Here is a 22,526-nt window from a genome sequence, read left to right on the forward strand (position 1 = left end):
ATAATGCAATTACAAACAGAAATTAAACTCAAAGATGGTGAGCCAAAAATTAATTATGGTTCCCATCTTTTTGTTTTGGGCTCATGTTTTTCTGAACATATTGGAGATCGTTTAAGCGCATCTCAATTACGAGTTCTTCAAAATCCATTTGGTATTTTATTTCATCCTTTTAGTCTAGAGAATTTTATCAATCGTGTTGTTGAGCAGAATTTTTTTACAGAAAAAGATATTTTTCACCACAACGGATTATGGCATTCTTTTGATGCGCATTCAAAAATGAGTCATCAAAATCCTGATGTTGTTTTAGAAAAATTGAACGAAGCGATTAAATCTTCATTTGAATTTATTAATAAAAGCTCTCATGTCTTGATAACTTTAGGAACTGCATTTATTTATAGGCATATTGAAAAAGGTGAATATGTCGCGAATTGCCATAAAATTCCTCAGAAAAATTTTGATAAGGAATTGATTTCTTCAACACAAATTCAACAGAGTTTATGGCGAATGATTAAATGTTTAAAAAGTATAAATCCTGAGATAAACCTCATTTTTACAGTATCACCTGTGCGTCATCAAAAAGAAGGTTTTGTAGAAAATAACAGAAGCAAAGCTCAGTTGATTTCGGCGATTCATCATATTGTTGAAAAAGAAGAATCATCTTATTTCCCTTCTTATGAAATCATGATGGATGAGTTGCGTGATTATCGTTTTTACAAGTCTGATATGTTACATCCTAATGAAACTGCAATCGCATATATTTGGGAGAAATTTACTGCAACTTGGATGACTGCTGATACTCTGAAAATCATGGAAAAAGTTGATAAACTTCAAAGAAATTTAAAACACAAAGCTTTTAATCCAGATAGTGAAGCGCATCAGTCATTTCTTCAAAAAGTGGAGAAACAAAAAAAGGAACTTAAAAAGCGTTTTCCGCATTTTAAATTCCTTCTTTAACAATCATCATGAAAAAATTATCGAGCAGATAAATTTTTAATTTAATCTGCTTTGAAGGCTACTCCAGCCTCCACCATTGATGCAATCAATGCCATGTTTTTTAAGTGTATTTGCGGCATTACCTGAACGTATACCGCTGGCACAACAACAAATAACAGGTTTATTCATTTTTTTGATGCGCTCAATTTGTGAGTCGATTTGTTGTAAAGGAATGTTTTTTGAGCCAGGAATTGCCCCGCCTGAAAATTCAGCTTTACTTCTCACATCAATTATTATCGCTTGTCGATTTTTATATTCTTCAATCATTTTACTTTTATTTCCGAATAGAAAACTTAATAATCCCATATTCATTAATTTGGATGCAAAGCAACAAACTTTTGACTTGCTGTAAAGTAACCAAAGTTACATTCTTTAGTTTTCTGTCATTTTATTGTAAAAATAAAATATAGCTCAATGAAGTGACAGAAATAATGATCCACAATGCCATGCCAAGTATAATGGGTTGCGCACCACTTTCTTTAATTGATTGTATTGTTAAACCTGAACCAACGAGAAACAAAGTTAAAACAAGAAGTTGTTTTGAAATCATAGGAACGCCAGCTTCAATGAAGTTTGGCAAATCAACATAAGAGTTGATGATAACCGCTAAAACAAAAAGCAAAATAAACCATGGGATTTTGATTTTACCTGATTGTCCTTTGAAAATAAACATGGTAACAATACTTAAAGGAATAATCCATAAAGCACGAGCTAACTTAACGGTGACAGCGATTTCAAGCGCTTCTTCTCCATAAGCTAAAGCTGCACCCACAACAGAACTTGTGTCGTGAATAGCAATTGCACTCCACAAACCAAAGTCAGCTTGAGATAAATCTAGCATGTGACCAAAAATTGGGAAAACAAATAAAGCCAAAGCATTTAAAAAGAAAACAACGCCAAGTGCGATTGAGATTTGTTTCTCTTTAGCTTGTATAACTGCTGAGACAGCTGCAATGGCACTTCCGCCACAAATGGCAGTTCCTGATGAAATCAAATAAGCGATTTTTTTATCAAGTTTTAAAAGCTTGCCAATAAGAAATCCTAAAACTAAAGTTGTGACAATTGTAAAAACTGTTAGAGAAAGCCCTTCTTTGCCAACTTCTAAAGTTTTATTGAGATTCATGCCAAAACCTAAACCAACGACACATATCTTTAATAACCAACTAACAATTTTACCAGTATATTTTTTAAAAGGATTGTAAACGATATTTGTCACAATAAACCCTAAGAGTAAAGCGATAGGTGAAGAAACGAAAGGTGTTAAGCATAACACAGCTAAAATCAAAAAAAGCGCTTTCGCTGCGAGAGGTGATAATTTTAATTGCATGATTTTACGATTTTGATGCAAAGTTCAGTCAAAATCAGCAAATCAACCCAACGTAATTTTTTATAAGCTATAACCTGTTGTTATGACCTTTTTTAAAAAAGAGCTTTATAGTGTCATAAATAGAAGATTGATAACCTTGTTTTGATACAAAATAAAGTGGCCTTTTAATTTCGAAACTCTCTATATCAATGATTTGGAGTTTGTTGTTTTTGAGTTCTTCAATCACAGAAAAAATAGAAACAAAAGCAAAACTCTCACCGTGGTACAAATATGTTTTGATGCTTTCTGTGCTACCTAAAACCATTTCAATTTGTAAATGGTTTATGTCAATTCCAGCTTCTGTAAGCTGATGCTCAAGAATATGTCTCGTTCCAGATCCTTCTTCTCTTAAAACCATTGGAAGTTGGGTTAAGTCACCAATTTTAATCGTTCTAAATTTAGATTTTACATTGGTCACAAGAACCAATTCATCATCTAGAAATTTTTCATATTTCAGCAATGGATTTTGATTCTTACCTTCAATTAAAGCGAAATTGATTTCGTTGGTTTCGATCTTATGCTCAATCGTTGCTGAATTGTCATTGATTAACGTAAAAGCTGTGTCAGGAAATCTTTGTTTGAGCGCGGCCAATGATTTAGGAACAATGTATTGTGCGATAGTTGTACTGGCACCAATTTTAATTTTTTTAGGAAATTTCTGTTGAAGACTTAAAAAATGATTCTCTAATTCTTCATAATGCAATAAGATTTTATCGCTATACTGAAGAAAATCGTGTCCAGCAGGCGTTAGGGATATGGAATTGCCTTGTCTTTCAAAAAGTTTGACGCCATAGCGTATTTCTATTTCTTTAATATGTTTAGAAACAGCAGGCTGAGAAAGATGCAGTGTTTTTGAAGCTTTAGAGAAACTCAAGCTTTTAGCAACTTCAGAAAAAACACGCAATCTAAATTCCATAAATAAAAGTTATAGCGCAAATTTACTGATTTCGGGTGAATACAGATTTGTATATTTGTTGTTATTCCATTTTATTTATAGTTTATATACAATTTTTATGAGCAAAATTTTAGCCTTTGCAGGTTCCAATAGTAGTCAGTCTATCAACCATGAGCTAGTCAGTTATGTTGTTAATCAGTTAATTGATGAAGAAGTCAAATTGATTAGATTAACGGATTATCACTTACCGATTTATCAAATTGATCATGAACAGGAGAAAGGTTTCCCTGAAGATCTTGAAAAACTTTATGATGAAATTAAAGCTGCAAATGCTTTAATTATTTCGGTTAATGAACACAATGGGATGGTCTCAAGTTTTTTCAAAAATGTTTTAGATTGGTTGTCCCGTTTAGATCGTAATTTCTTGGCTTCTAAGAAAGTCCTTTTAATGAGTACATCTACTGGTGATAATGCGGCTTCAGCTTCACGTGCTTATGTTGAGATTGCTGTTGAAAGATATCAAGGTCAGCTTGTGAGTAGTTTTGGATTTCCTTCATTTCCTGATAATTTTGATCAAGAGAAAAATCAAATCACAAATGAGGCTTTAGAACTAGGTGTTAAGGATACACTATCCCAATTTCAACAAGAAATTACTTTAAAATAGAGTTTGAGTTATTTAGCTTTTTCTAACAATATTATGAATCAAAATCGTCAGCAAGAAATAATCAACGCAGCCGCTTTACTCTTTCAAGAAAAGGGTTTTAGCGCTGTCTCTATGCGTGATTTAGCAGCGCATCTCAATATCAAAGCGGCGAGTTTATACAATCATATTTCATCAAAACAAGAGATTCTCGCGTCAATTGTTCTTCAAGTTGCTGAAGAATTTACAACCCACATTAACGCTATTTCACCTGACGATTTAACAACCCAACAAAAACTTGAAGCCATTATTCAAAATCATATTGACATTACAATAAGGTTGACAAATAAATTAGCCTGCATGAACAATGATTGGATTCACTTAGAAAATGAAAATAAAGAGAAATACCGTCATTTAAGAAATACCTATGAAGATAAATTCCGTGCAATTCTAAAAGAAGGAAAAGAAAAAGGCGAGGTCAAAGATGTTGATCTTGAAATTATTGTTTTTTCATTTTTAACCACATTGCGAACTTTATATTTATGGTATACTAAAAAAACGAGTGTTGAGGTTGAAATACTTCAAAGAGATTTACCTAAAACTTTATTGAATGGTATTATTTCATAATATCATTTAATTATATGATGCTATAATTCTTTAAAATCAACCTCAAAATGCTTTATTTATGTGAGCTTTTTTGAAGCACCTCATTTAATTTTCTAAATATTTTATTCATATAATCAATAAGTTGATCAATTTTAACAAAAGTGATTTGTAACAAGCGCTAACAATCGTTAGTTTTGGCAGGTAACTTTTATAAAAATGGCAAAATTTCACGAGATTAAAGTCAAAGATGTGATGAAAGAAACAGCTGACACAACAGTTGTTACTTTTGATATTCCAGAAGAATTACAAGAGAATTTTAAATTTAGACAAGGACAACATTTGACTTTGCGTAGGGAAATTGATGGGGAAGATGTGCGTCGCTCATACTCGCTTTGTTCAAGTCCGCTTGATAAAGAATGGCGAGTGGCTGTCAAACAGATTCCGACAGGAAAATTTTCAAGTTTCATCAATAAAGAACTCAAAGCAGGAGATCATCTTGAAGTGATGAAGCCAAGTGGTGAATTCGGGGTTGAGGTTTCTACTGATCGCCCAAAAAATTATATTGTTTTTGTCGCAGGAAGCGGCATTACGCCAATATTGTCGATGGTAAAAACCCATTTGGCATCTGAGCCAGAAAGTACATTTAAGTTGTTTTATTTGAATAAGAATGCCAAATCCATTATATTTAAAGAAGAACTTGAGCAGCTAAGAAATAAATACTTTGGACGATTAGAGATTTATTATTTCTTGACACGTGAACAACGTGATATCCCTTTGTTTAATGGACGTTTTGATAGTCAAAAATTAGAGCTGCTCACCAATACATTTATAGATGTAGAAGATACAGCGGAATGTTTTATCTGTGGTCCTGAAGAAATGATATTTTTCTTAAAAGACGAGTTGATAAAAGTAGGTTTGCCTGAAGATCAAATTCATTATGAATTGTTTGTGACAGGTTTGTCTAAGGAAGATAAAAAGCGAACTGAAAAAGCTTTAGAGAATAAATTTGAAGGGACGAAAGTGACAATCCTTGATGGCGGTAAGGAGTTCCATTTTGGGATGACAAATGATTATGATAACATTTTAGACGCAGCACTTGGCGCAGGAGCAGATTTGCCTTTTGCTTGTAAAGGAGGTGTTTGCAGTACCTGTAAATGTAAGCTTGTTGAAGGCTCTGTCGAAATGAAACTAAATTACGCACTTGAAGATGATGAGGTTGCTCAAAACTATGTATTGAGTTGCCAATCAGTTCCAACTTCAGAAAAAGTCGTCGTCGATTTTGATGTGTAATTTCTTGAATAAGGAATTTAAAATTGAGTTTTAATCCTATTAAAATGAAAAATTATGAGTGAGAAAGAAGTGAAAAATATGGAAGCGATTTTTGATCAAAAAATTGCGAATGATGAAAAAATAGAACCTAAAGATTGGATGCCCGAGAAGTATAGAAAAACACATATTCGTCAAATTTCTCAGCACGCCCACTCAGAAATAGTTGGGATGCTTCCTGAAGGAAACTGGATCACAAGAGCACCTTCATTAAGACGAAAAGTTGCTTTGTTGGCAAAAGTGCAAGACGAAGCAGGTCACGGATTATACTTGTACAGTGCATGTGAAACCTTAGGGATTTCTCGTGAAGAACTTTATGACCAATTACATTCTGGAAAAGCTAAATATTCGAGTATTTTCAATTACCCAACCATCACTTGGGCAGATATTGGCGCCATTGGTTGGCTTGTTGATGGTGCAGCAATCATTAATCAAGTTCCTCTTTGTAGTACATCTTTCGGGCCTTATGCCAGAGCAATGGTACGTGTTTGTAAGGAAGAAAGTTTCCATCAAAGACAAGGTTATGAAATTATGCTGACCTTATGTAACGGAACGTCTGAACAAAAAGAAATGGCACAAGATGCATTGAATCGCTGGTGGTGGCCATCCTTAATGATGTTTGGACCAATTGATGATGAGTCAACACATACAGAGCAATCGATGAAATGGAAATTGAAACGTAAAACAAATGATGAATTACGTCAGCAATTTATCGATCAAACTGTGCCTCAAGCAGAAATATTAGGAATCACAATTCCTGATAATGATCTAAAATGGAACGAAGAAAGAGGACATTATGATTTTGGAAAGATCGACTGGGATGAATTTTGGCAGGTCGTCAAAGGTCATGGTCCTTGTAATAAAGAACGATTAGAAACTAGAGTTAATGCTTGGGAAGAAGGTGAATGGGTTCGTGATGCTGCAATGGCTTATGCCGAAAAACAAGCTGATAGAAAAGTGAGGAAAGTAGGATAAAACTGAATTTGAAATTGAAAAAGAACTTGAAACAAGTTAATTCAGTGTTTTAAATATTTGATATCAAGATGAAATTTGATTTAAGTGATCGACTAGAAAATTTTGCTGCAAGAATTATCAGGATTTATGATAAGAAACCTATATCATTTGCAGCTGATTATTTAGCTAAGCAACTTATTCGCTCGTCTTGTTCATCAGCTTTGAACTATGGTGAAGTTCTAGGTTCAGGAACCGATAAAGATAAAATAAATAAACTAAGAATATGTTTGAAAGAACTTCGAGAATGCCTGCGAAATATAAATATACAAGTAAAATCAGGACTCGTAAGTGAAGATCGGATAAAAGAATTAAAAGATGAAAATGATCAATTGATTAGAATCATTGTAACTCGAATAAAAAATATTAAGTGAAGCTAATTTTCGATTTCGGATTCAATTTCATTTTCGATTTAAAATATGATTATGTCAGATAATAAAGAAAACAAAAAAAAACCAGCTACTGATTCTTCGAAGGCGATAACAGGAAAAAAGAACTGGCCTTTATGGGAAATTTTTGTTCGTAGCAAAAACGGACTTGAACATAGGCACTTCGGAAGCTTACATGCGGCTGATGCCGACATGGCTTTAGAAAATGCAAGAGATGTTTATACACGCAGAAATGAAGGAGTGAGCATTTGGGTTGTCGAATCTAAAAATATTACTGCCTCAAATCCTGAGCACAACGGAGAAATGTTTGAGCCAGCATCTGATAAAGTCTATCGTCATCCAACATTTTACGATTTACCTGACGATGTCAAACACATGTAACAAATTCCTGCTTAGGCAGGAATCTTAGAAGCGCAAGAGTGAGAAAATTTTATATGGATAAAATTTTAGAGCTGAAGAGTGAATAAGCTTGATTTTCAATAACTAACAAGCCTCGCTCAAACAGAAGAAAACAAAATATTTTTGAATAAATAATAAATAAAATGAGTTCAAAACAAAAAGATTCAAGCTTTAGCGAGAATATGATCAAATATATTTATGGCATTGCTGATAATAGTTTGATATTAGGTCAACGCTTGGGCGAATTAACAGGTCACGGACCGACTTTAGAAGTCGATATCGCGTTGACAAATATCTCTTTAGATTTATTTGGGCAAGTGAGAAGTTACTTTCAATACGCAGCTGAAATATCAGATAAAGATGTGACAGAAGACGATTTAGCTTTTTTAAGAACTGAGCGAGAATACCTTAATGTACTTTTAGTAGAGCAACCCAATAAAGATTTTGCATACAGCATAGGTCGTCAGTTTTTATTTGATCACTTTCACTTTATGTTGATGACAGAATTACAAAATTCAAAAGATGAAACATTGGTGGCAATCGCTAAAAAAACCATCAAAGAAGTCAGTTATCATAAGAGGTTTTCATCAGATTGGGTCAAACGTTTAGGAGACGGAACTGAAAAAAGTCATCAAAAAATGCAAACAGCCATTGATGATTTATGGAAATACACAGATGAACTTTTTCATACAACTGAAGCAGATGAAAAAATGATTGAAGCAGGTGTAGGTGTTGATGTTAAGAAATTAAAAACAAAATATTATAAAGATGTTTCTGAGGTTTTAGAAGAAGCAGCTTTAAAAGTACCTGAATTGAAATTTTTCCAAAAAGGCGGTAAAAAAGGAATTCATAGTGAACATATGGGTTTTATTTTGACAGAAATGCAATATATGCAACGCACATATCCTGGTATGAAATGGTAAATTCCTGCGCAGGAAGGAATCTTAAAGCGCAAGAGTGAAAAGTTGAGATTCCCACCTGCATGGGAATGTTACGCAGGCAGGAATCATTAATCAGAATATTGAGAACCATGAAGTTCGATTAAAAAATTTGAAATATCAGTATTGACTATTCAACATTATGACTCAAGAAAAAGCACATATCGATAAAAAGCTAGAACCTATTTTAAGAGAGGTTCCAGATCCTGAAATACCAGTTATTTCAATATTTGATTTAGGTGTTGTGCGTGAAGCAAAAATAGAGGGTGATCAAGCATTTATAAAAATTACACCGACTTACAGCGGTTGTCCAGCCATGGATGTAATCGGAGACGACATCACTTCAGCTTTTAAAAAAGCAGGGTATGAGCCTCATGTGAAATTAATTTTAGCACCAGCCTGGACAACAGACTGGATTACAGAACGAGGCAGAAAAGCAATGGAAGAATACGGAATCGCAGCACCTCTTGATGCCTCAGCTGATAAACGCGCTTTGTTAGGTGAGGAGCAAATCGTCAAATGTCCTCAATGTCAATCCACTAATACACATCTTGTTAGTCAATTCGGATCAACAGCTTGCAAGGCTTTGTTTAAATGTGATGACTGTCAAGAACCCTTTGATTATTTTAAATGTTTAATATAATTTCTGCATAAGCAGGAATCTTTTTTATAGTTCAATATGAATAAAAATATACAAGCAGAAATAAAAAACCAAGTCGCATTGATCAATTTAAATCGACCAGATGTTTTTAATAGTTTTAATCGTGAAATGGCATTCGAAATGCAAGATGCCTTAAAAAATGCTGCTCAAAATACTGAGGTTAGAGCGATTTTGATCACAGGTAACGGAAAAGCATTTTGTGCTGGGCAAGACTTAAAAGAAGTGACTCAACCTGAATTAAATCCAGGTTTTAAAGCTATTCTTGAAGAACACTACAACCCGATTATTCGGCTGATTAGAGAAATATCTAAGCCAATTGTCGCAGCTGTTAATGGTGTCGCAGCCGGGGCAGGAGCGAATATTGCTTTAGCTTGTGATGTTGTAGTAGCTTCTGAACATGCAGCTTTTATTCAAGCTTTTAGTAAAATTGGTTTGATCCCTGATTCTGCAGGAACTTTCTTTTTACCGCGCTTAATTGGTTTCCAGAAAGCTTCTGCCTTGATGATGTTAGGCGATAAAATTGATGCAGTTGAAGCTGAACGTTTAGGAATGATTTATAAATATTTCTCTGCTGAAAAATTTGAAGAAGAAAGCATTAAGTTAGTTGAAAAAATGGCACAAATGCCAACTAAAGCTTTAGCACTAACCAAAGAAGCAATGAATCAGTCTTTTACAAATAATTTGGATGAACAATTAGCTTTAGAGAGTAAATTCCAAATAGAAGCCGCATCTTCAAAAGATTATAAAGAAGGCGTTAATGCTTTTGTAGAAAAGAGAAAACCGAAGTTTGAAGGGGAATAAATATCGAATACTGAATATTCAATTAAGAATAGCCTAGTAATTGGTGTAGGAGAAAAAGAAAAGGGTTTAAACTTTACAAAAATTAAGATGCCAAATTATAAATATGATATTGAAGAGCGTTTAATTAATCTTTCTGTTAAAATAATCCTTGCCTGTGATAAAATGGAAGGATCGTTCGCTTCTCAACATCTTTCAAAACAATTAATAAGATCCACGACCTCTGCGGCACTCAACTATGGTGAAGCTCAAAGTGCACAATCACCGAGAGATTTTCTGCATAAAATGCGTTTATGTTTAAAAGAACTGCGTGAATCCTTAGTGAATTTAAAAATTCAAAAAGAAGCGAAACTCTTTGAGAATATAAAAGAAGTAGATGGATTATTAGAAGAAAATAATCAACTCATAGCCATCTTCGTAACCAGTATTAGAACTTCGGAACAAAAAAACAGATAATATTAAAATAGAAAAATTTAAAAATCTCAATTATCGCTTAATTAAAATTTCATCATTCAGCATTAATTATTCGATATTCAATATTCTAACATATGAAAGTAGCTATAATAGGAGCAGGAACCATGGGAAGCGGCATTGCACAAGTTGCAGCAACCGCCGGATGTGAAGTAAAGCTTTACGATACTAAAGAAGAAGCTTTAGATAAAAGCAAAACAAAATTAGAAAAAGTTCTAGCGCGTTTAATCGAAAAAGGAAGAATTGAAATAGACAAAAAAAACAAAATTCAAAGTAATATCACTTATGTTAACTCTTTAAAAGATTTAGGCGATGCTCATTTAACAATTGAAGCAATAGTCGAAAATCTTGATATCAAAAAACAAGTCCTTCAAGAGCTAGAAAGCTTACAATCTCAAGATGCAATTATCGCTTCAAATACATCATCACTTTCAATTGCTTCTATTGCAGCTTCACTAGAAAATCCGGAACGCGTGATTGGCATTCATTTTTTTAATCCTGCACCACTTATGCCTTTGGTTGAAATTATTCCAGCTGTACAAACTTCAAATGATGTTAAAAATAAAGTTGTTGAAATTATAGCCGATTGGAAAAAAGTAGGCGTGCTTGCAAAAGACACACCTGGCTTTATCGTGAATCGTGTGGCGCGTCCTTTTTACGGAGAAGCACTTCGTATTTATGAAGAAGGAGGAGCAAGTTTTGCAGAGATTGATCAGGCTATGAAAACTTTAGGCGGTTTCAGAATGGGACCTTTTGAGTTGATGGATTTTATTGGAAACGACGTCAATTACACAGTGACAGAGACAGTTTTTAAAGAGTTTTATTACGATCCGCGTTACAAACCATCTTTCACTCAAAAACGCTTGTCAGAAGCTGGTTACCTCGGAAGGAAAACCGGAAAAGGTTTTTACCATTATAAAGATGGCAAGATTGATAAAAATGATCATCCTGAACTTGATTCAGAATCTTTTAACCATGAAAAAGCAAATCAAATTCTTGATCGAATTTTAGTGATGCTTATCAATGAAGCTGCAGATGCTCTGTTTTTAAATATCGCAACAGCAAAAGACATAGACTTAGCAATGACTAAAGGCGTCAATTACCCTAAAGGCCTACTCGCTTGGGCAAACGAAAAAGGTATAAATTGGTGCGTAGAAAAAATGGATGCATTTTATGATAAGTACCATGAAGACAGATATAGATGTAGCCCGCTTTTGAGGAAAATGAAGAAATTAGACAATAGGTTTGAGGTCTGAGGTAGTCAGTTTTAGTTAGAGATTAGTAGAAAAACTACGAATATGAAATCTAAATATCATTTTAATTTTGAGGATTTAAAGGTTTACCAAAAGGCAATAGAATTCGGAGAATACGTTCATAATCAAACAAAACAATTCCCAAAACCAGAACGCTTTGAGTTGACTTCTCAATTCAAAAGAGCTAGCGATTCTATAGCCTTGAATATAGCCGAAGGTTCCTCCGGTACGGATAAGCAGTTTTATAATTATTTAGGAAACGCATATCACAGTATGCATGAATGTGTTGCATGCAGTTCAAAGGCTTCCTTGAGAAGCTACATCAATGAACAGCAGAATGAGAAAAATCGTGAATTTTTGACAGAACTCGCTAAAATGATTAAGCTCATTACGTTTAAAAATCTTAAATAGAATTAATGATAATAATGGAAGAAAGTAAAAATCAACAGCCTATTACCGACAAGCTAATACCTGAAAAGATGCTTTCACTTGACGCTTTCAGCCAGTGGTTAGGCATCGAAATTGTTGAGGTCAGAGAAGCCTATTGTCAAGTCAAAATGATAATTCGTAAAGACATGCTCAACAGCATGAAAAAGGCACATGGCGGTATCACATACGCTTTAGCCGATACCGCTTTTGGTTTTGCAACAAACACTTTGGGTCGAAAAGCCGTTTCTATCGAAACCTCAATCAATCACATTGAGGCACTTGAAGAAGGCGATGTCATTACGGCAACTTCAGACTTAAAAAGTATGAAAAATAAACTCGGATTTTATATCGTTGAAGTTCAGAAAGAAAACGAAATTGTTGCACTTTTCAAGGGTGTCGCATATCGCACAAATGCAGAATGGAATATTTAAAATAATAATTAGGGCGCAACCCTATCGGGTCGGGCTTTCGCGAGTCGCTTTTATTAATTGCTGTAAAAGGCAGCAATTAATAAAGAGCTTCAACAAACGCTCTATCCCTTGCGCAAAATAGTTGACCATAAAATTTAAAATGTAAAAGTGAAAAATTAGAGGGTTCGTATTAAAAACTTTATCTTTTGCATTTAAAATTAATAACCTAAAATTTAAAATTAGAAATGGACGCATATATCATCGACGGAATCAGAACGCCTATTGGGAATTATAAAGGAACTTTATCTCCCGTTAGAACAGATGATTTGGGCGCTTTAGTCATTAAAGAAATCGTTAAAAGAAACCCGAATATTCCAGAATCAGCTTATGACGATGTGATTCTAGGCTGTGCTAATCAAGCAGGTGAAGACAATCGCAATGTCGCAAGAATGTGTTCTTTATTAGCTGGTCTACCCCATAGTGTTCCTGGCGAAACTGTTAACCGATTATGCAGTAGCGGACTTTCCGCGATTATTCATGCCAATCGTGCTATTAAAGCTGGCGATGGAGATTTATTTATTAGCGGAGGAGTTGAGCACATGACACGAGGACCTTACGCAATAGCTAAACCATCTTCTGCTTATGGAAATGATGCAAAAATGTACGATACAAGTTTTGGTTGGCGCTTTGTGAATCCAAAAATGAAAGCTTTGTATGGTGTTGATGGAATGGGAGTGACGGCTGAAAATTTAGTAGACAAATACAATATCTCCCGAGAAGATCAAGATGCCTTTGCTTATTGGAGTCAGATGAAAGCCAGTAAATCTCAAGAAAATGGCCGCTTAGCTAAAGAACTTGTCACAGTAGAAATTCCTCAGCGTAAAAAAGACCCGATTCTCTTTAATCAAGATGAATTTATAAAACCTAATACATCTTTAGAGGTTTTAGCAAAATTAAGACCAGCTTTTCGCAGAGAAGGAGGAAGCGTTACTGCTGGAAATTCATCAGGTCTGAATGATGGCGCTGCAGCAACAATTATAGCTTCAGAAAAAGCAGTCAAGGAATATGATTTAAAACCAATGGCGAAAATTTTGAGTTCAACTGTTGTTGGCGTCGAACCGCGTGTCATGGGAATTGGTCCTGTTGAAGCCTCAAACAAAGCCTTGAAAAAAACAGGTTTAACGATGGATGATATGGATATCATCGAATTGAATGAAGCTTTTGCTGCTCAAGCTTTAGCATGCATCAGAGCTTGGGGATTAAAAGATGATGATCCGCGTTTAAATCCAAATGGAGGTGCAATAGCCATCGGGCATCCATTGGGTGTAACAGGTGCAAGATTAGCTTATTCAGCAGCTCTAGAATTACAATTAACCGGCAAAAAATACGCCCTAGTTACCATGTGTGTTGGCGTTGGACAGGGATATGCTGCGGTTATCGAGCGCGCCTAATTCCTACGCAGGCAGGAATCTTTTAGAGCATGAGTAAGAAATGTATAGTTTGAGTAATTGTGTTATTCAGATTAGTTTGAGATTCCCACTTACGTTGGAATATTGCGCAGGCAGGAATCTTTAAGGGCAAGAGTAAGAAATGTAGGTTTTTTAATTAATTGATATTGTGATCCTTATATTTAATATTTATTAATTATATTTACATTAAATAAATATAAAATGACAACATTTACATCCTCACTTCCAGATCATTTATTGAAAGAGCTTTCCAAAACAGCTAAGGAGTTAAAAATGCCTAAAAATAAAGTCATTGAAAAAGCTTTACAAATTTTTTTAGACGAAATTCAAAGAGCGAAATATGCTGAATCATATCGAAGAGCTGCAAAAGATAAAGATATAATGGCGATGGCCGAAGAAGGAATGGCAGATTATTTTAAACAGCTTCAAAATTTGGATAAAGAATGAAGCAAGGAGATATCTGGAACGTTTACTTTGATCCGATAAAAGGAAGTGAACAAGGCGGAAATCGTCCAGCAGTTGTTATAAGCGGTAATACCTTAAATAAAAATTTGGGAGTTATTGTTGTTTGTCCACTTTCAACTGCTATTCATAATTATGAAGGAAATCCAGTCTTAATTCCTACAAAAGAAAATGGACTAAAATTAACTTCTGAAATATTGGTATTTCATATTCGTTCTCTTTCTAAAGAACGGTTTAAAATAAAAATTGGAGAGGTTACTAAAGAGGAATTAGAGAAAGTTAAACAAACAGTTCTTGATATTTTAAAATATTAAATGAGATAAACTGAGTCTTTTTATCAGATTAAATCAAAAAAACAAAATAAATGCAAAAATTACAAAGTTATATTCATGGAAAATGGGTTGAAGGTTCAGGTGAAGGTGTTCCTTTAATTGATGCCGTCACCGGAGAAACAATTGCTTTAAGTGATACAAAAGGACTTGATTTTGATCAGGCTTTAAAATATGGTCGTCAGAAAGGTGAAACATTAAGGAAAATGACTTTCCAAGAGCGTGGAAATATGCTCAAAAAATTAGCCTTACATCTAACCAAAAAGAAAAAACAATTTTATGAAGTAAGTTTCCGAACAGGTGCTACGAAAGTTGATAGCTGGATTGATATTGAAGGTGGTTTTGGGAATTTATTTGCCAATGCTTCATTGCGTAAAATTTTTCCAAATCAAGCTTTTGATGTTGAAGGCGATCCTATTGATTTATCTCGCGGAGGCCGATTTATGGCACATCATATTTTAGTTCCTAAAGAAGGTGTTGCAGTGCATATTAATGCTTTTAATTTTCCTGTTTGGGGAATGTTAGAAAAATGTGCTGTGAATTGGATGGCTGGTATGCCAGCTGTAGTTAAGCCAGCGACAAACACATCCTTCTTAACTGAAGCTGTGGTGCGCGAAATCATCAATTCAGGTATTCTACCAGAAGGTTCTTTGCAACTTATTTCTGGTTCTGCTCGTTCAATTTTAGACACCGTAGAATCTCAAGATGTGGTCACTTTTACAGGTTCTGCCGATACTGGTAGAATGCTGAAATCACACAAGAGGTTATTAGAAGAATCTGTGCCTTTCAATATGGAGGCAGATTCTCTAAATGCTTCTATTCTTGGTGAAGATGCCAAGCCTGGTACGCCAGAATTTGATCTGTTTATCAAAGAAGTACGAAATGAAATGACCGTGAAATGCGGACAAAAATGTACGGCGATTCGTCGTGTAATTGTTCCTGAAAATTTAGTTGAAGATGTTCAAATTGCTCTCGGGAAATCATTAGGGAAAGTCACAATAGGTGATCCGCGTTTAAAAGAAGTCCGTATGGGTGCCCTGGTGAGTAAAGATCAAGTTCAGGAAGTGCGAGAGCGAATTCAAGAAATGACAAAAACGGCTTCGATCGTTTATGGTGATTTAGAAAAAATACAAACAATTGGTGCAGATACAAGTAAAGGTGCATTTATGTCGCCAATCGTGATGCGAGAAGACAATCCGTATGAAAATATAGCAGTGCATTCCACTGAAGCTTTTGGACCTGTCAGTACCATTATGCCTTATAAAAATATGGGTGAAGCGATTGAATTATCTAAAATGGGTAAAGGCTCTTTAGTTAGTTCTATCGCAACAAACGATGATAAAATCGCTGCTGATTATACAGTTAATGCAGCGACACATCATGGCCGAATTTTAGTAATCAATAGAGAAAGTGCTAAACAAAGCACAGGTCATGGATCTCCATTACCTTTATTAGTTCACGGAGGACCTGGTCGTGCTGGAGGCGGTGAAGAAATGGGTGGTAAACGCGGTATCAAGCATTATATGCAGCGTTGTGCAATACAAGGTTCGCCTACGACTTTAACTGAGATTACAGGAATTTATCAGCCTAAAGCAAAATATAAGCAAGCTGAAAAACATCCTTTCGCTTATCATTGGGAGGATATCCAGCCAGGGATGTCTTTAAAAACTCACAATCGTACTTTAACGGATACGGATATTGTTAATTTCGGGAATCTCACCTGGGATCATTTTTATGCGCATACCGATATCACTTCTCTTGAAGGCAGTATTTTTGAAAAAAGAACCGCTCATGGCTATTTCATTATTTCTGCAGCTGCAGGATTATTTGTTTATCCTAATAAAGGTCCAGTGGCAGCAAATTATGGTTTAGAAGAAATTCGATTCTTACGTCCACTTTATCATAACGATACAATTCATGTCCGTTTAACCTGTAAAGAAAAAGTTGATAGAGATCAGAAAGGAACTGAACTTCCGAGCGGAATTGTAAAATGGTATGTTGAGGTGTTTGATACAGAAGCTGTTGATGAAGAAGATAAACTCGTTGCGATTGCCACGATTCTGACAATGGTGCAAAAAAAGCAAGATGTTTTCCATGAAATTGATCGCTCATTTTTAGAGGAAAAATTAAGCCTTTTAAAAGAAGACCAAAAACCAGAATGGGGAATGATGATGCCTCAGCACATGCTTGAACATTTAGAGGGAAGTTTTAAATTAGGAAGAGGTTTAGGAGGTGATGTTGAAATTATCACACCTGAAGAACATCTTGATAAAGTGAAAGAAACACTTTATACTTATGAAAAAATGCCTCAAGGTTATAAACATCCTTTGATGAAACAAAATGAACTTGAGCCTCTAAAACATGAAAGTTTTGATGAAGCAAAAAAATCTTTCTTAAAGGCTTATGATGATTTTCATCAATTTCATCAAGAAAATCCAGATGAGATGATTAGCAATGCTGTTTTTGGAGAGTTGACTTATTTTGAATGGAAACTTCTTAACAGAAAACATATCAATCATCATTTTGAGCAATTTGGTTTGATTTAATGTTTCATTGTAAAGCATAAGAAAAGCCGTTTAAATTCGAATTTAAACGGCTTTTTTAATCAAAAACTTAAAGTGTTTTATTTCACTAAAGTCAATTCATCGATAATATGTGTTGCGCCAGCATATTTATCGATTAAGAATAAAACGTATCTGATATCAACACTGATTGTTCTTTGTAATTCATCGTCAAAAATAACGTCACCCGCCATGGCTTCAATGTTTCCATCAAAAGCAAGACCGATTAATTCACCATTTCCATTTAAAACTGGTGAACCTGAGTTTCCTCCAGTAATATCATTATCAGTGAGGAAGTTGACAGGCAAATAGCCATCTTCATCAGCATATTGTCCAAAATCTTTATTCTCATATAATTCGATGAGTTTTTTAGGCATGTCAAACTCATCATCACCTGGCTGATATTTTGCAACAGTTCCTTTTAAAGTAGTATAATAATTATGCTTTGCATCATTTGTTTCATCTTCAGGTAAAGAAATGACTTTCCCGTAAGTCAAACGCAAAGTACTGTTTGCATCTGGATAATACTTTTTATCCGGGTTTTGTAAACGCATTCCTTTTACCATCAATCTGAAAGATTTTTTAAACTTGTCGTCCCAAGCTTTTTGCTCTTCAGATTTGTAACGGTAACGTGTCAATAAATCATTTGAAAGTAAGTAAAGCGGATCTTTTGCTAAAACTTCAGTATCAGGGTTATCTAAAAAGTTATTCACTTCTTTTTCAGATCTGAAGATACTATTATCAATATTCTTATTAATGTAATTTGTCCACGCTTCAATAGTGTTTCCATTTTTGTCAGCAATCTCTTTCACCATTGGCGCAATATTTTCAGCTTTTTCTGTGTAAAGTTGTAATTGTGCTGCTAAGAGATCTTTTTCTAAAGGCAAATGCAAACCGTCATAAAGACGCGTTACTTGTGCTTTTATCCTTGGCATCAATTCAGCTTGTTTTGCTTCATTTTGCTCAGCATAATATTCCATTGTTTGCCCAACACGATAAGGAATCGTCGCAATTTTTGATCGTAATAAAATACGCATATAGTTATCATGACGACTTATTTCATTTGTGTTATCGTAATAATCATTAATGACAGGCATCACATTTTTATATTTGCCATCTTCATTCTTTTTCGCCCATCTTTTAAACTTTCTTTCGGCCTTGCGCTTGCTTTTTGCAGTTTTATGTTGCTTTAAAGCATCGATCATACCTTGTCTGTTTTTCCAGTAATTTGCAATTCCTGCATAACTTGAAGCATAATCTAAATTCACTTGTGCATCTTCGCTCATATATTTTTCCATCACATCCATCGATGTTCTTGAAGCCTCAACCCAAGCAGGATATGCGTATTCTACGTTTTGCTCAATTCCGCCAGAAGGCATCCAGCGATTTGTTCTTCCTGGGTAACCCAAAATCATAGCAAAATCATTTTCTTTAAATCCTTTGATGCTCGTTGGTAAATGATGTTTAGGATTTAACGGGACATTGTCTTCAGAATATTCAGCAGGATTACCATCTTGGTCTGCATAAACTCTAAAAAGAGAAAAATCACCAGTGTGTCTTGGCCATTCCCAGTTATCAGTATCTCCACCAAATTTACCAATGCTTTTTGGAGGTGTTCCTACTAAGCGAACATCGTTGTAATCTTCATAAACGAAATAGTAAAATTCATTTCCGTTGTAAAATGATTTAACAGAAACTGTGTATTTTCCGCCTTCATCATTTTCTTTCTGAATTTTAGCAATTTCTTTGTTAATAGCAGCTTCACGCTCATCTTCAGTCATTTCATCATTCACCTGACCTAAAATACGTTTAGAAACATCATCCATTCTGACAAAAAATCTTACTGATAAGCTTTCAGGCTTTAATTCTTCTTCATGATTTTGAGCCCAAAATCCGTTGTTTAAATAATCGTTTTCTGCAGTAGAAAGTTCTGCAATTGCACCGTAACCACAGTGGTGATTTGTTAAAACTAAACCTTTATCAGAAATAATTTCAGCAGTACAACCACCACCAAACTGAACAATGGCATCTTTTAAGCTAGAGTTGTTAACGCTATAAATTTCTTCAGGCGTTAATTGTAAACCCATTTTTTGCATGTCAACATAGTTGAGTCGTTCGATGTGCATCAAAAACCACATGCCTTCATTTGCCTTGACTGGTAGAATAAACAGTGCAAGGAGTAAACCAAAAATAATCTTTTTCATAAGTCTATTACTATTAAATAAATATTGAGTAAAGCAATAATTAAACTAGATATTTAAGAATAATTATCTAGTCACAAATATACTTTTTATTGACTTTTAAGACTTCATCATAAGATGAAAGTTTAATCTCGTATGATAGATTTTCAAGTTGATGATGTTATTTTTTGAAGATTAGGTTTGTTAGATTTTCAGATTTTTTATGGTAAGTCAAAAGCTTTAAGTTGTAAGTATTGGCATTAAAGCTAACATTCATTAGTTTTGGATATAAAAAATAAAAAAAATGAAAGAAGCATACGTTAAGAAACAAATTGAAAATAAAGTCGCAACCGTTGAATTTTTTCATCCTGCGCATAATTCTTTACCGAGTGATATTTTATCAAAATTAGCAACCACAATTACCGAAGTTGGCCAAGATGATGAAGTTTTAGTGATTATCCTGAAATCTGGCGGTGATCGTACTTTTTGTGCAGGTGCTAGCTTTACAGAACTCATCAATATCCAAGATGAAACCGAAGGAGAAAAATTCTTCATGGGTTTTGCAAATGTGATTAATGCAATGCGTAAATGTCCGAAATTTATTATCGGAAGGGTGCAAGGTAAAACTGTTGGCGGTGGTGTTGGCTTAGCTTCTGCGATGGATTATTGCATGGCTACAAAATATGCTGCGATTAAACTAAGTGAATTAAACTTAGGGATAGGACCTTTTGTTGTTGGGCCTGCGGTTCAAAGAAAATTAGGCGCAAGCGGAATGTCTCAAATTGCAATTGATGCAAACACATTTTATTCACCTGAATGGGCTAAGCAGAAAGGTTTATATGCGAATGTTTATGACTCAACTGAAGAGCTTGATGAAGCCGTTATTGACTTTGCAAAAAATTTATGCGAGTATAATCCTGAAGCGGTCAAAGAGATGAAACAAATGTTCTGGAGAGGAACAGAAGATTGGGATCAACTACTGAATGAACGTGCAAAAATTAGCGGACGATTGGTCTTATCTGATTTTACAAAAGAGAAATTGGAAAGGTTTAAATAAAATTCCTGCGCAGGCAGGAATCTTAAAGCGCAAGAGTAAGAAGTATTGAGTTTGATTAAATGGAATAGGTTCAGTTTAGCTTGAGATTCACACCTACGTGGGAATTCATTGCAGGCAGGAATCTTAAAGCGCAAGAGTAAGAAATATAGATTTTGAGTAAGGGAATTTATTCAGTTTAGCTTGAGATTCACACCTACGTGGGAATTTATAGGATTTTGACTATCTTACATTAATTTAGAAATTCAACATACTTGAAACGATGAGTTTTAATCTTATACAATGAAAAAACTTTGGTACGTTTATATTATGACCAATAAACCTCAAGGCGTCCTTTATATTGGTATGACTGATAATATTGAAGAAAGAGTAAAAGAACATAAATTAAAGATTTATCCTAAATCTTTTACAGCCAAATATAATTGTCATAAACTGGTTTACTTCGAGGAATTTGATAATGGATTGAGAGCTAGCATCAGAGAGAAACAGTTTAAGAAATGGAAACGAGAGTGGAAGATCAAACACATTATAGATATGAATCCATCTTGGATCGACATAAGTGAAAACTGGAATATTAATTTTAACCGAACAAGGTTGAGAGAATAAACTATAAAGAATTATTAATATCAATCATCTGTGATTGAAAAAGATTTCTGCCTACACAGAAAAAATTATGATCTACAAATTTAAAAATCATATTCCTGTCGTACACGAAAGCAGTTTTGTGCATCCTTTAGCGGCAGTGACTGGTAATGTTATTATCGGCAAAGACTGTTATATCGGTCCTGGTGCTGCCATTCGTGGTGATTGGGGCGAAATTATTTTAGAAGACGGTGTGAATGTTCAGGAAAACTGTACAGTTCATATGTTTCCTGGAAAAAGTATTACACTGAAAAAAAGAGCGCATGTAGGGCATGGTGCTGTGATACATGGTGCAAACTTAGGCGAGAATTGTCTTATCGGAATGAACTCTGTGATTATGGATGATGCAGAAATTGGTGATGAAAGCATCATTGGCGCAATGGCTTTTGTAAAGGCTGAAACTAAGATTCCGAAAAGAAGCTTGGTTGTAGGAAATCCTGCAAAAATTATCAAAGAAGTTTCTGACGATATGATTGCTTGGAAAACTGCAGGAACAAAACTTTACCAGCGTTTACCTTCTGATTGTCATGAAGGTTTAGAGGAGGTTGAGCCTCTGAGAGAAGTTCAAGAAAATAGACCACAGCAAGAAAATTTTTATCAAACTCTTCAGGAAATGAAAAAATAAAATTAGCTATAAGCTTTTCTGCAAATGTTCATAAGCATGCGTGTCGAGATTGACCGTATGCGTATAATTAAAACCCAATCGTGAATACAATCTCTTTGCGGCTGGGTTTTCTTCATCGACAAGTAAACCTATCTTTTTAAACTGATTTTTCTGAGCGTAATTCTCTGCAAAAGAAATCAATTGACTCCCGATTTTCTGACCACGGTATTCTGGATTAACACTTAACGCATCAATATAAAATTCGCCTTCTTCAGTTTCAGGGTTTAATTCATCATTAAAATGATAATCTTTTTTGAGTGATTCAATTAGGTTCTGTTGTAGTTTTTGATGAATTTCTCCATCATAAGCCACAAGAAGACCAACAACCTTTTGATCGATTAATGCGACAAAAGAATTTTTATAGCTGTAAAGCGAGTTCTCGATTTTAAATTGATTTACAAGAAAATCAATAGCACTATTTTTATCTTCTGATCCGATATAATAATAAATCAAATCCTCCATAGCGGCCAAAAGAAGCTGTGCTGAATCTTTAGCATGAGAGATATTGGCTGAGGTTATCTGAATCGACATGAGAAAAATAAGCTGATTGGTTTATTTTGAGTGCATAGATAGTATATTT

At 34.5% G+C, this 22,526-nt stretch carries 26 protein-coding genes; 21 read left to right on the forward strand and 5 right to left on the reverse strand.

Going from position 1 to position 22,526, the window contains the following annotated elements; all coding sequences use genetic code 11:
• Window positions 1–3 precede the first annotated feature (3 nt).
• A complete protein-coding gene (locus tag CAP47_RS07465) occupies window positions 4–954 on the forward strand; it encodes a GSCFA domain-containing protein (protein WP_100776053.1) in 951 nt (316 codons plus the stop codon).
• A 36-nt stretch (window positions 955–990) separates the two neighbouring features.
• Here the strand turns inward: CAP47_RS07465 and CAP47_RS07470 are convergent, their stop codons facing one another.
• The 3 genes from CAP47_RS07470 to CAP47_RS07480 form a co-directional block, all read right to left on the reverse strand.
• Window positions 991–1,299 carry a rhodanese-like domain-containing protein gene (locus tag CAP47_RS07470; RefSeq protein WP_093243757.1) on the reverse strand — a complete coding sequence of 103 codons (309 nt, stop codon included), beginning with the start codon at window positions 1,297–1,299 and terminating at the stop codon, window positions 991–993.
• An 82-nt stretch (window positions 1,300–1,381) separates the two neighbouring features.
• Entirely contained in the window at window positions 1,382–2,320 is a 939-nt protein-coding gene (locus CAP47_RS07475) for a YeiH family protein (RefSeq protein WP_100776054.1), read from the reverse strand.
• Between the two features lie 67 nt (window positions 2,321–2,387).
• Window positions 2,388–3,275, reverse strand: a complete 888-nt coding sequence (locus tag CAP47_RS07480; RefSeq protein WP_100776055.1) for a LysR family transcriptional regulator — start codon at window positions 3,273–3,275, stop codon at window positions 2,388–2,390.
• Between the two features lie 97 nt (window positions 3,276–3,372).
• On the opposite strand from CAP47_RS07480, the gene CAP47_RS07485 reads away from it, so the two are divergent.
• The 17 genes from CAP47_RS07485 to paaZ all read left to right on the forward strand — a co-directional run bounded on the left by CAP47_RS07485 (window position 3,373) and on the right by paaZ (window position 17,391).
• A complete protein-coding gene (locus CAP47_RS07485) occupies window positions 3,373–3,918 on the forward strand; it encodes an NADPH-dependent FMN reductase (protein ID WP_100776056.1) in 546 nt (181 codons plus the stop codon).
• Window positions 3,919–3,951: 33 nt separating this feature from the next.
• Window positions 3,952–4,521 (forward strand): TetR/AcrR family transcriptional regulator, encoded by a 570-nt coding sequence (locus CAP47_RS07490; RefSeq protein WP_100776057.1) that lies wholly within the window; start codon window positions 3,952–3,954, stop codon window positions 4,519–4,521.
• Between the two features lie 195 nt (window positions 4,522–4,716).
• Window positions 4,717–5,790, forward strand: coding sequence for a 1,2-phenylacetyl-CoA epoxidase subunit PaaE (gene paaE / locus CAP47_RS07495; protein ID WP_100776058.1), 1,074 nt, complete (start codon window positions 4,717–4,719; stop codon window positions 5,788–5,790).
• A 54-nt stretch (window positions 5,791–5,844) separates the two neighbouring features.
• On the forward strand, window positions 5,845–6,801 hold the full coding sequence (gene paaA, locus CAP47_RS07500; RefSeq protein WP_100776059.1) for a 1,2-phenylacetyl-CoA epoxidase subunit PaaA: 957 nt from the start codon (window positions 5,845–5,847) through the stop codon (window positions 6,799–6,801).
• Window positions 6,802–6,869: 68 nt separating this feature from the next.
• Window positions 6,870–7,211: a four helix bundle protein gene (locus CAP47_RS07505; RefSeq protein WP_100776060.1), complete on the forward strand. Its 342-nt coding sequence runs from the start codon at window positions 6,870–6,872 to the stop codon at window positions 7,209–7,211.
• Window positions 7,212–7,316: 105 nt separating this feature from the next.
• Entirely contained in the window at window positions 7,317–7,607 is a 291-nt protein-coding gene (gene paaB, locus CAP47_RS07510; protein WP_100776113.1) for a 1,2-phenylacetyl-CoA epoxidase subunit PaaB, read from the forward strand.
• A 161-nt stretch (window positions 7,608–7,768) separates the two neighbouring features.
• Window positions 7,769–8,548, forward strand: a complete 780-nt coding sequence (paaC, locus tag CAP47_RS07515) for a 1,2-phenylacetyl-CoA epoxidase subunit PaaC (RefSeq protein WP_100776061.1) — start codon at window positions 7,769–7,771, stop codon at window positions 8,546–8,548.
• A gap of 157 nt (window positions 8,549–8,705) precedes the next feature.
• Window positions 8,706–9,206: a 1,2-phenylacetyl-CoA epoxidase subunit PaaD gene (gene paaD, locus CAP47_RS07520; RefSeq protein ID WP_100776062.1), complete on the forward strand. Its 501-nt coding sequence runs from the start codon at window positions 8,706–8,708 to the stop codon at window positions 9,204–9,206.
• 36 nt (window positions 9,207–9,242) lie between these two features.
• On the forward strand, window positions 9,243–10,025 hold the full coding sequence (locus tag CAP47_RS07525; RefSeq protein ID WP_093243801.1) for an enoyl-CoA hydratase-related protein: 783 nt from the start codon (window positions 9,243–9,245) through the stop codon (window positions 10,023–10,025).
• A gap of 87 nt (window positions 10,026–10,112) precedes the next feature.
• On the forward strand, window positions 10,113–10,478 hold the full coding sequence (locus tag CAP47_RS07530) for a four helix bundle protein (RefSeq protein WP_100776063.1): 366 nt from the start codon (window positions 10,113–10,115) through the stop codon (window positions 10,476–10,478).
• Window positions 10,479–10,570: 92 nt separating this feature from the next.
• On the forward strand, window positions 10,571–11,749 hold the full coding sequence (locus tag CAP47_RS07535) for a 3-hydroxyacyl-CoA dehydrogenase NAD-binding domain-containing protein (protein WP_100776064.1): 1,179 nt from the start codon (window positions 10,571–10,573) through the stop codon (window positions 11,747–11,749).
• 42 nt (window positions 11,750–11,791) lie between these two features.
• Window positions 11,792–12,157 (forward strand): four helix bundle protein, encoded by a 366-nt coding sequence (locus tag CAP47_RS07540; RefSeq protein WP_100776065.1) that lies wholly within the window; start codon window positions 11,792–11,794, stop codon window positions 12,155–12,157.
• A 14-nt stretch (window positions 12,158–12,171) separates the two neighbouring features.
• Entirely contained in the window at window positions 12,172–12,606 is a 435-nt protein-coding gene (locus CAP47_RS07545; protein WP_100776066.1) for a PaaI family thioesterase, read from the forward strand.
• 224 nt (window positions 12,607–12,830) lie between these two features.
• The gene (gene pcaF, locus CAP47_RS07550; protein ID WP_100776067.1) at window positions 12,831–14,036 is read left to right on the forward strand and encodes a 3-oxoadipyl-CoA thiolase; all 1,206 of its coding nucleotides are present in this window, start codon (window positions 12,831–12,833) and stop codon (window positions 14,034–14,036) included.
• Between the two features lie 219 nt (window positions 14,037–14,255).
• The gene (locus CAP47_RS07555) at window positions 14,256–14,501 is read left to right on the forward strand and encodes a CopG family transcriptional regulator (protein ID WP_093243823.1); all 246 of its coding nucleotides are present in this window, start codon (window positions 14,256–14,258) and stop codon (window positions 14,499–14,501) included.
• Window positions 14,498–14,830 (forward strand): type II toxin-antitoxin system PemK/MazF family toxin, encoded by a 333-nt coding sequence (locus CAP47_RS07560; protein WP_100776068.1) that lies wholly within the window; start codon window positions 14,498–14,500, stop codon window positions 14,828–14,830. The genes CAP47_RS07555 and CAP47_RS07560 overlap by 4 nt, the downstream gene beginning before the upstream one ends.
• A gap of 50 nt (window positions 14,831–14,880) precedes the next feature.
• Window positions 14,881–17,391, forward strand: coding sequence for a phenylacetic acid degradation bifunctional protein PaaZ (gene paaZ, locus CAP47_RS07565; RefSeq protein ID WP_100776069.1), 2,511 nt, complete (start codon window positions 14,881–14,883; stop codon window positions 17,389–17,391).
• Between the two features lie 77 nt (window positions 17,392–17,468).
• Here paaZ and CAP47_RS07570 read toward each other — a convergent pair whose 3' ends face one another.
• Window positions 17,469–19,610, reverse strand: coding sequence for a S46 family peptidase (locus CAP47_RS07570; protein WP_100776070.1), 2,142 nt, complete (start codon window positions 19,608–19,610; stop codon window positions 17,469–17,471).
• Window positions 19,611–19,890: 280 nt separating this feature from the next.
• Between CAP47_RS07570 and CAP47_RS07575 the strand changes: the two genes are divergently transcribed.
• The 3 genes from CAP47_RS07575 (at window position 19,891) to CAP47_RS07585 (ending at window position 21,907) form a co-directional block, all read left to right on the forward strand.
• Window positions 19,891–20,643 (forward strand): enoyl-CoA hydratase/isomerase family protein, encoded by a 753-nt coding sequence (locus CAP47_RS07575; protein ID WP_100776071.1) that lies wholly within the window; start codon window positions 19,891–19,893, stop codon window positions 20,641–20,643.
• A gap of 279 nt (window positions 20,644–20,922) precedes the next feature.
• Window positions 20,923–21,246 (forward strand): GIY-YIG nuclease family protein, encoded by a 324-nt coding sequence (locus CAP47_RS07580; RefSeq protein ID WP_238140998.1) that lies wholly within the window; start codon window positions 20,923–20,925, stop codon window positions 21,244–21,246.
• A 67-nt stretch (window positions 21,247–21,313) separates the two neighbouring features.
• Window positions 21,314–21,907 (forward strand): transferase hexapeptide repeat family protein, encoded by a 594-nt coding sequence (locus tag CAP47_RS07585; protein ID WP_100776115.1) that lies wholly within the window; start codon window positions 21,314–21,316, stop codon window positions 21,905–21,907.
• 6 nt (window positions 21,908–21,913) lie between these two features.
• Here CAP47_RS07585 and CAP47_RS07590 read toward each other — a convergent pair whose 3' ends face one another.
• Entirely contained in the window at window positions 21,914–22,477 is a 564-nt protein-coding gene (locus tag CAP47_RS07590; RefSeq protein WP_100776072.1) for a GNAT family N-acetyltransferase, read from the reverse strand.
• Window positions 22,478–22,526 lie beyond the last annotated feature (49 nt).

Source organism: Psychroflexus sp. S27, assembly GCF_002810405.1.
Classification (GTDB): Bacteria; Bacteroidota; Bacteroidia; order Flavobacteriales; family Flavobacteriaceae; genus Psychroflexus; species Psychroflexus halocasei_A.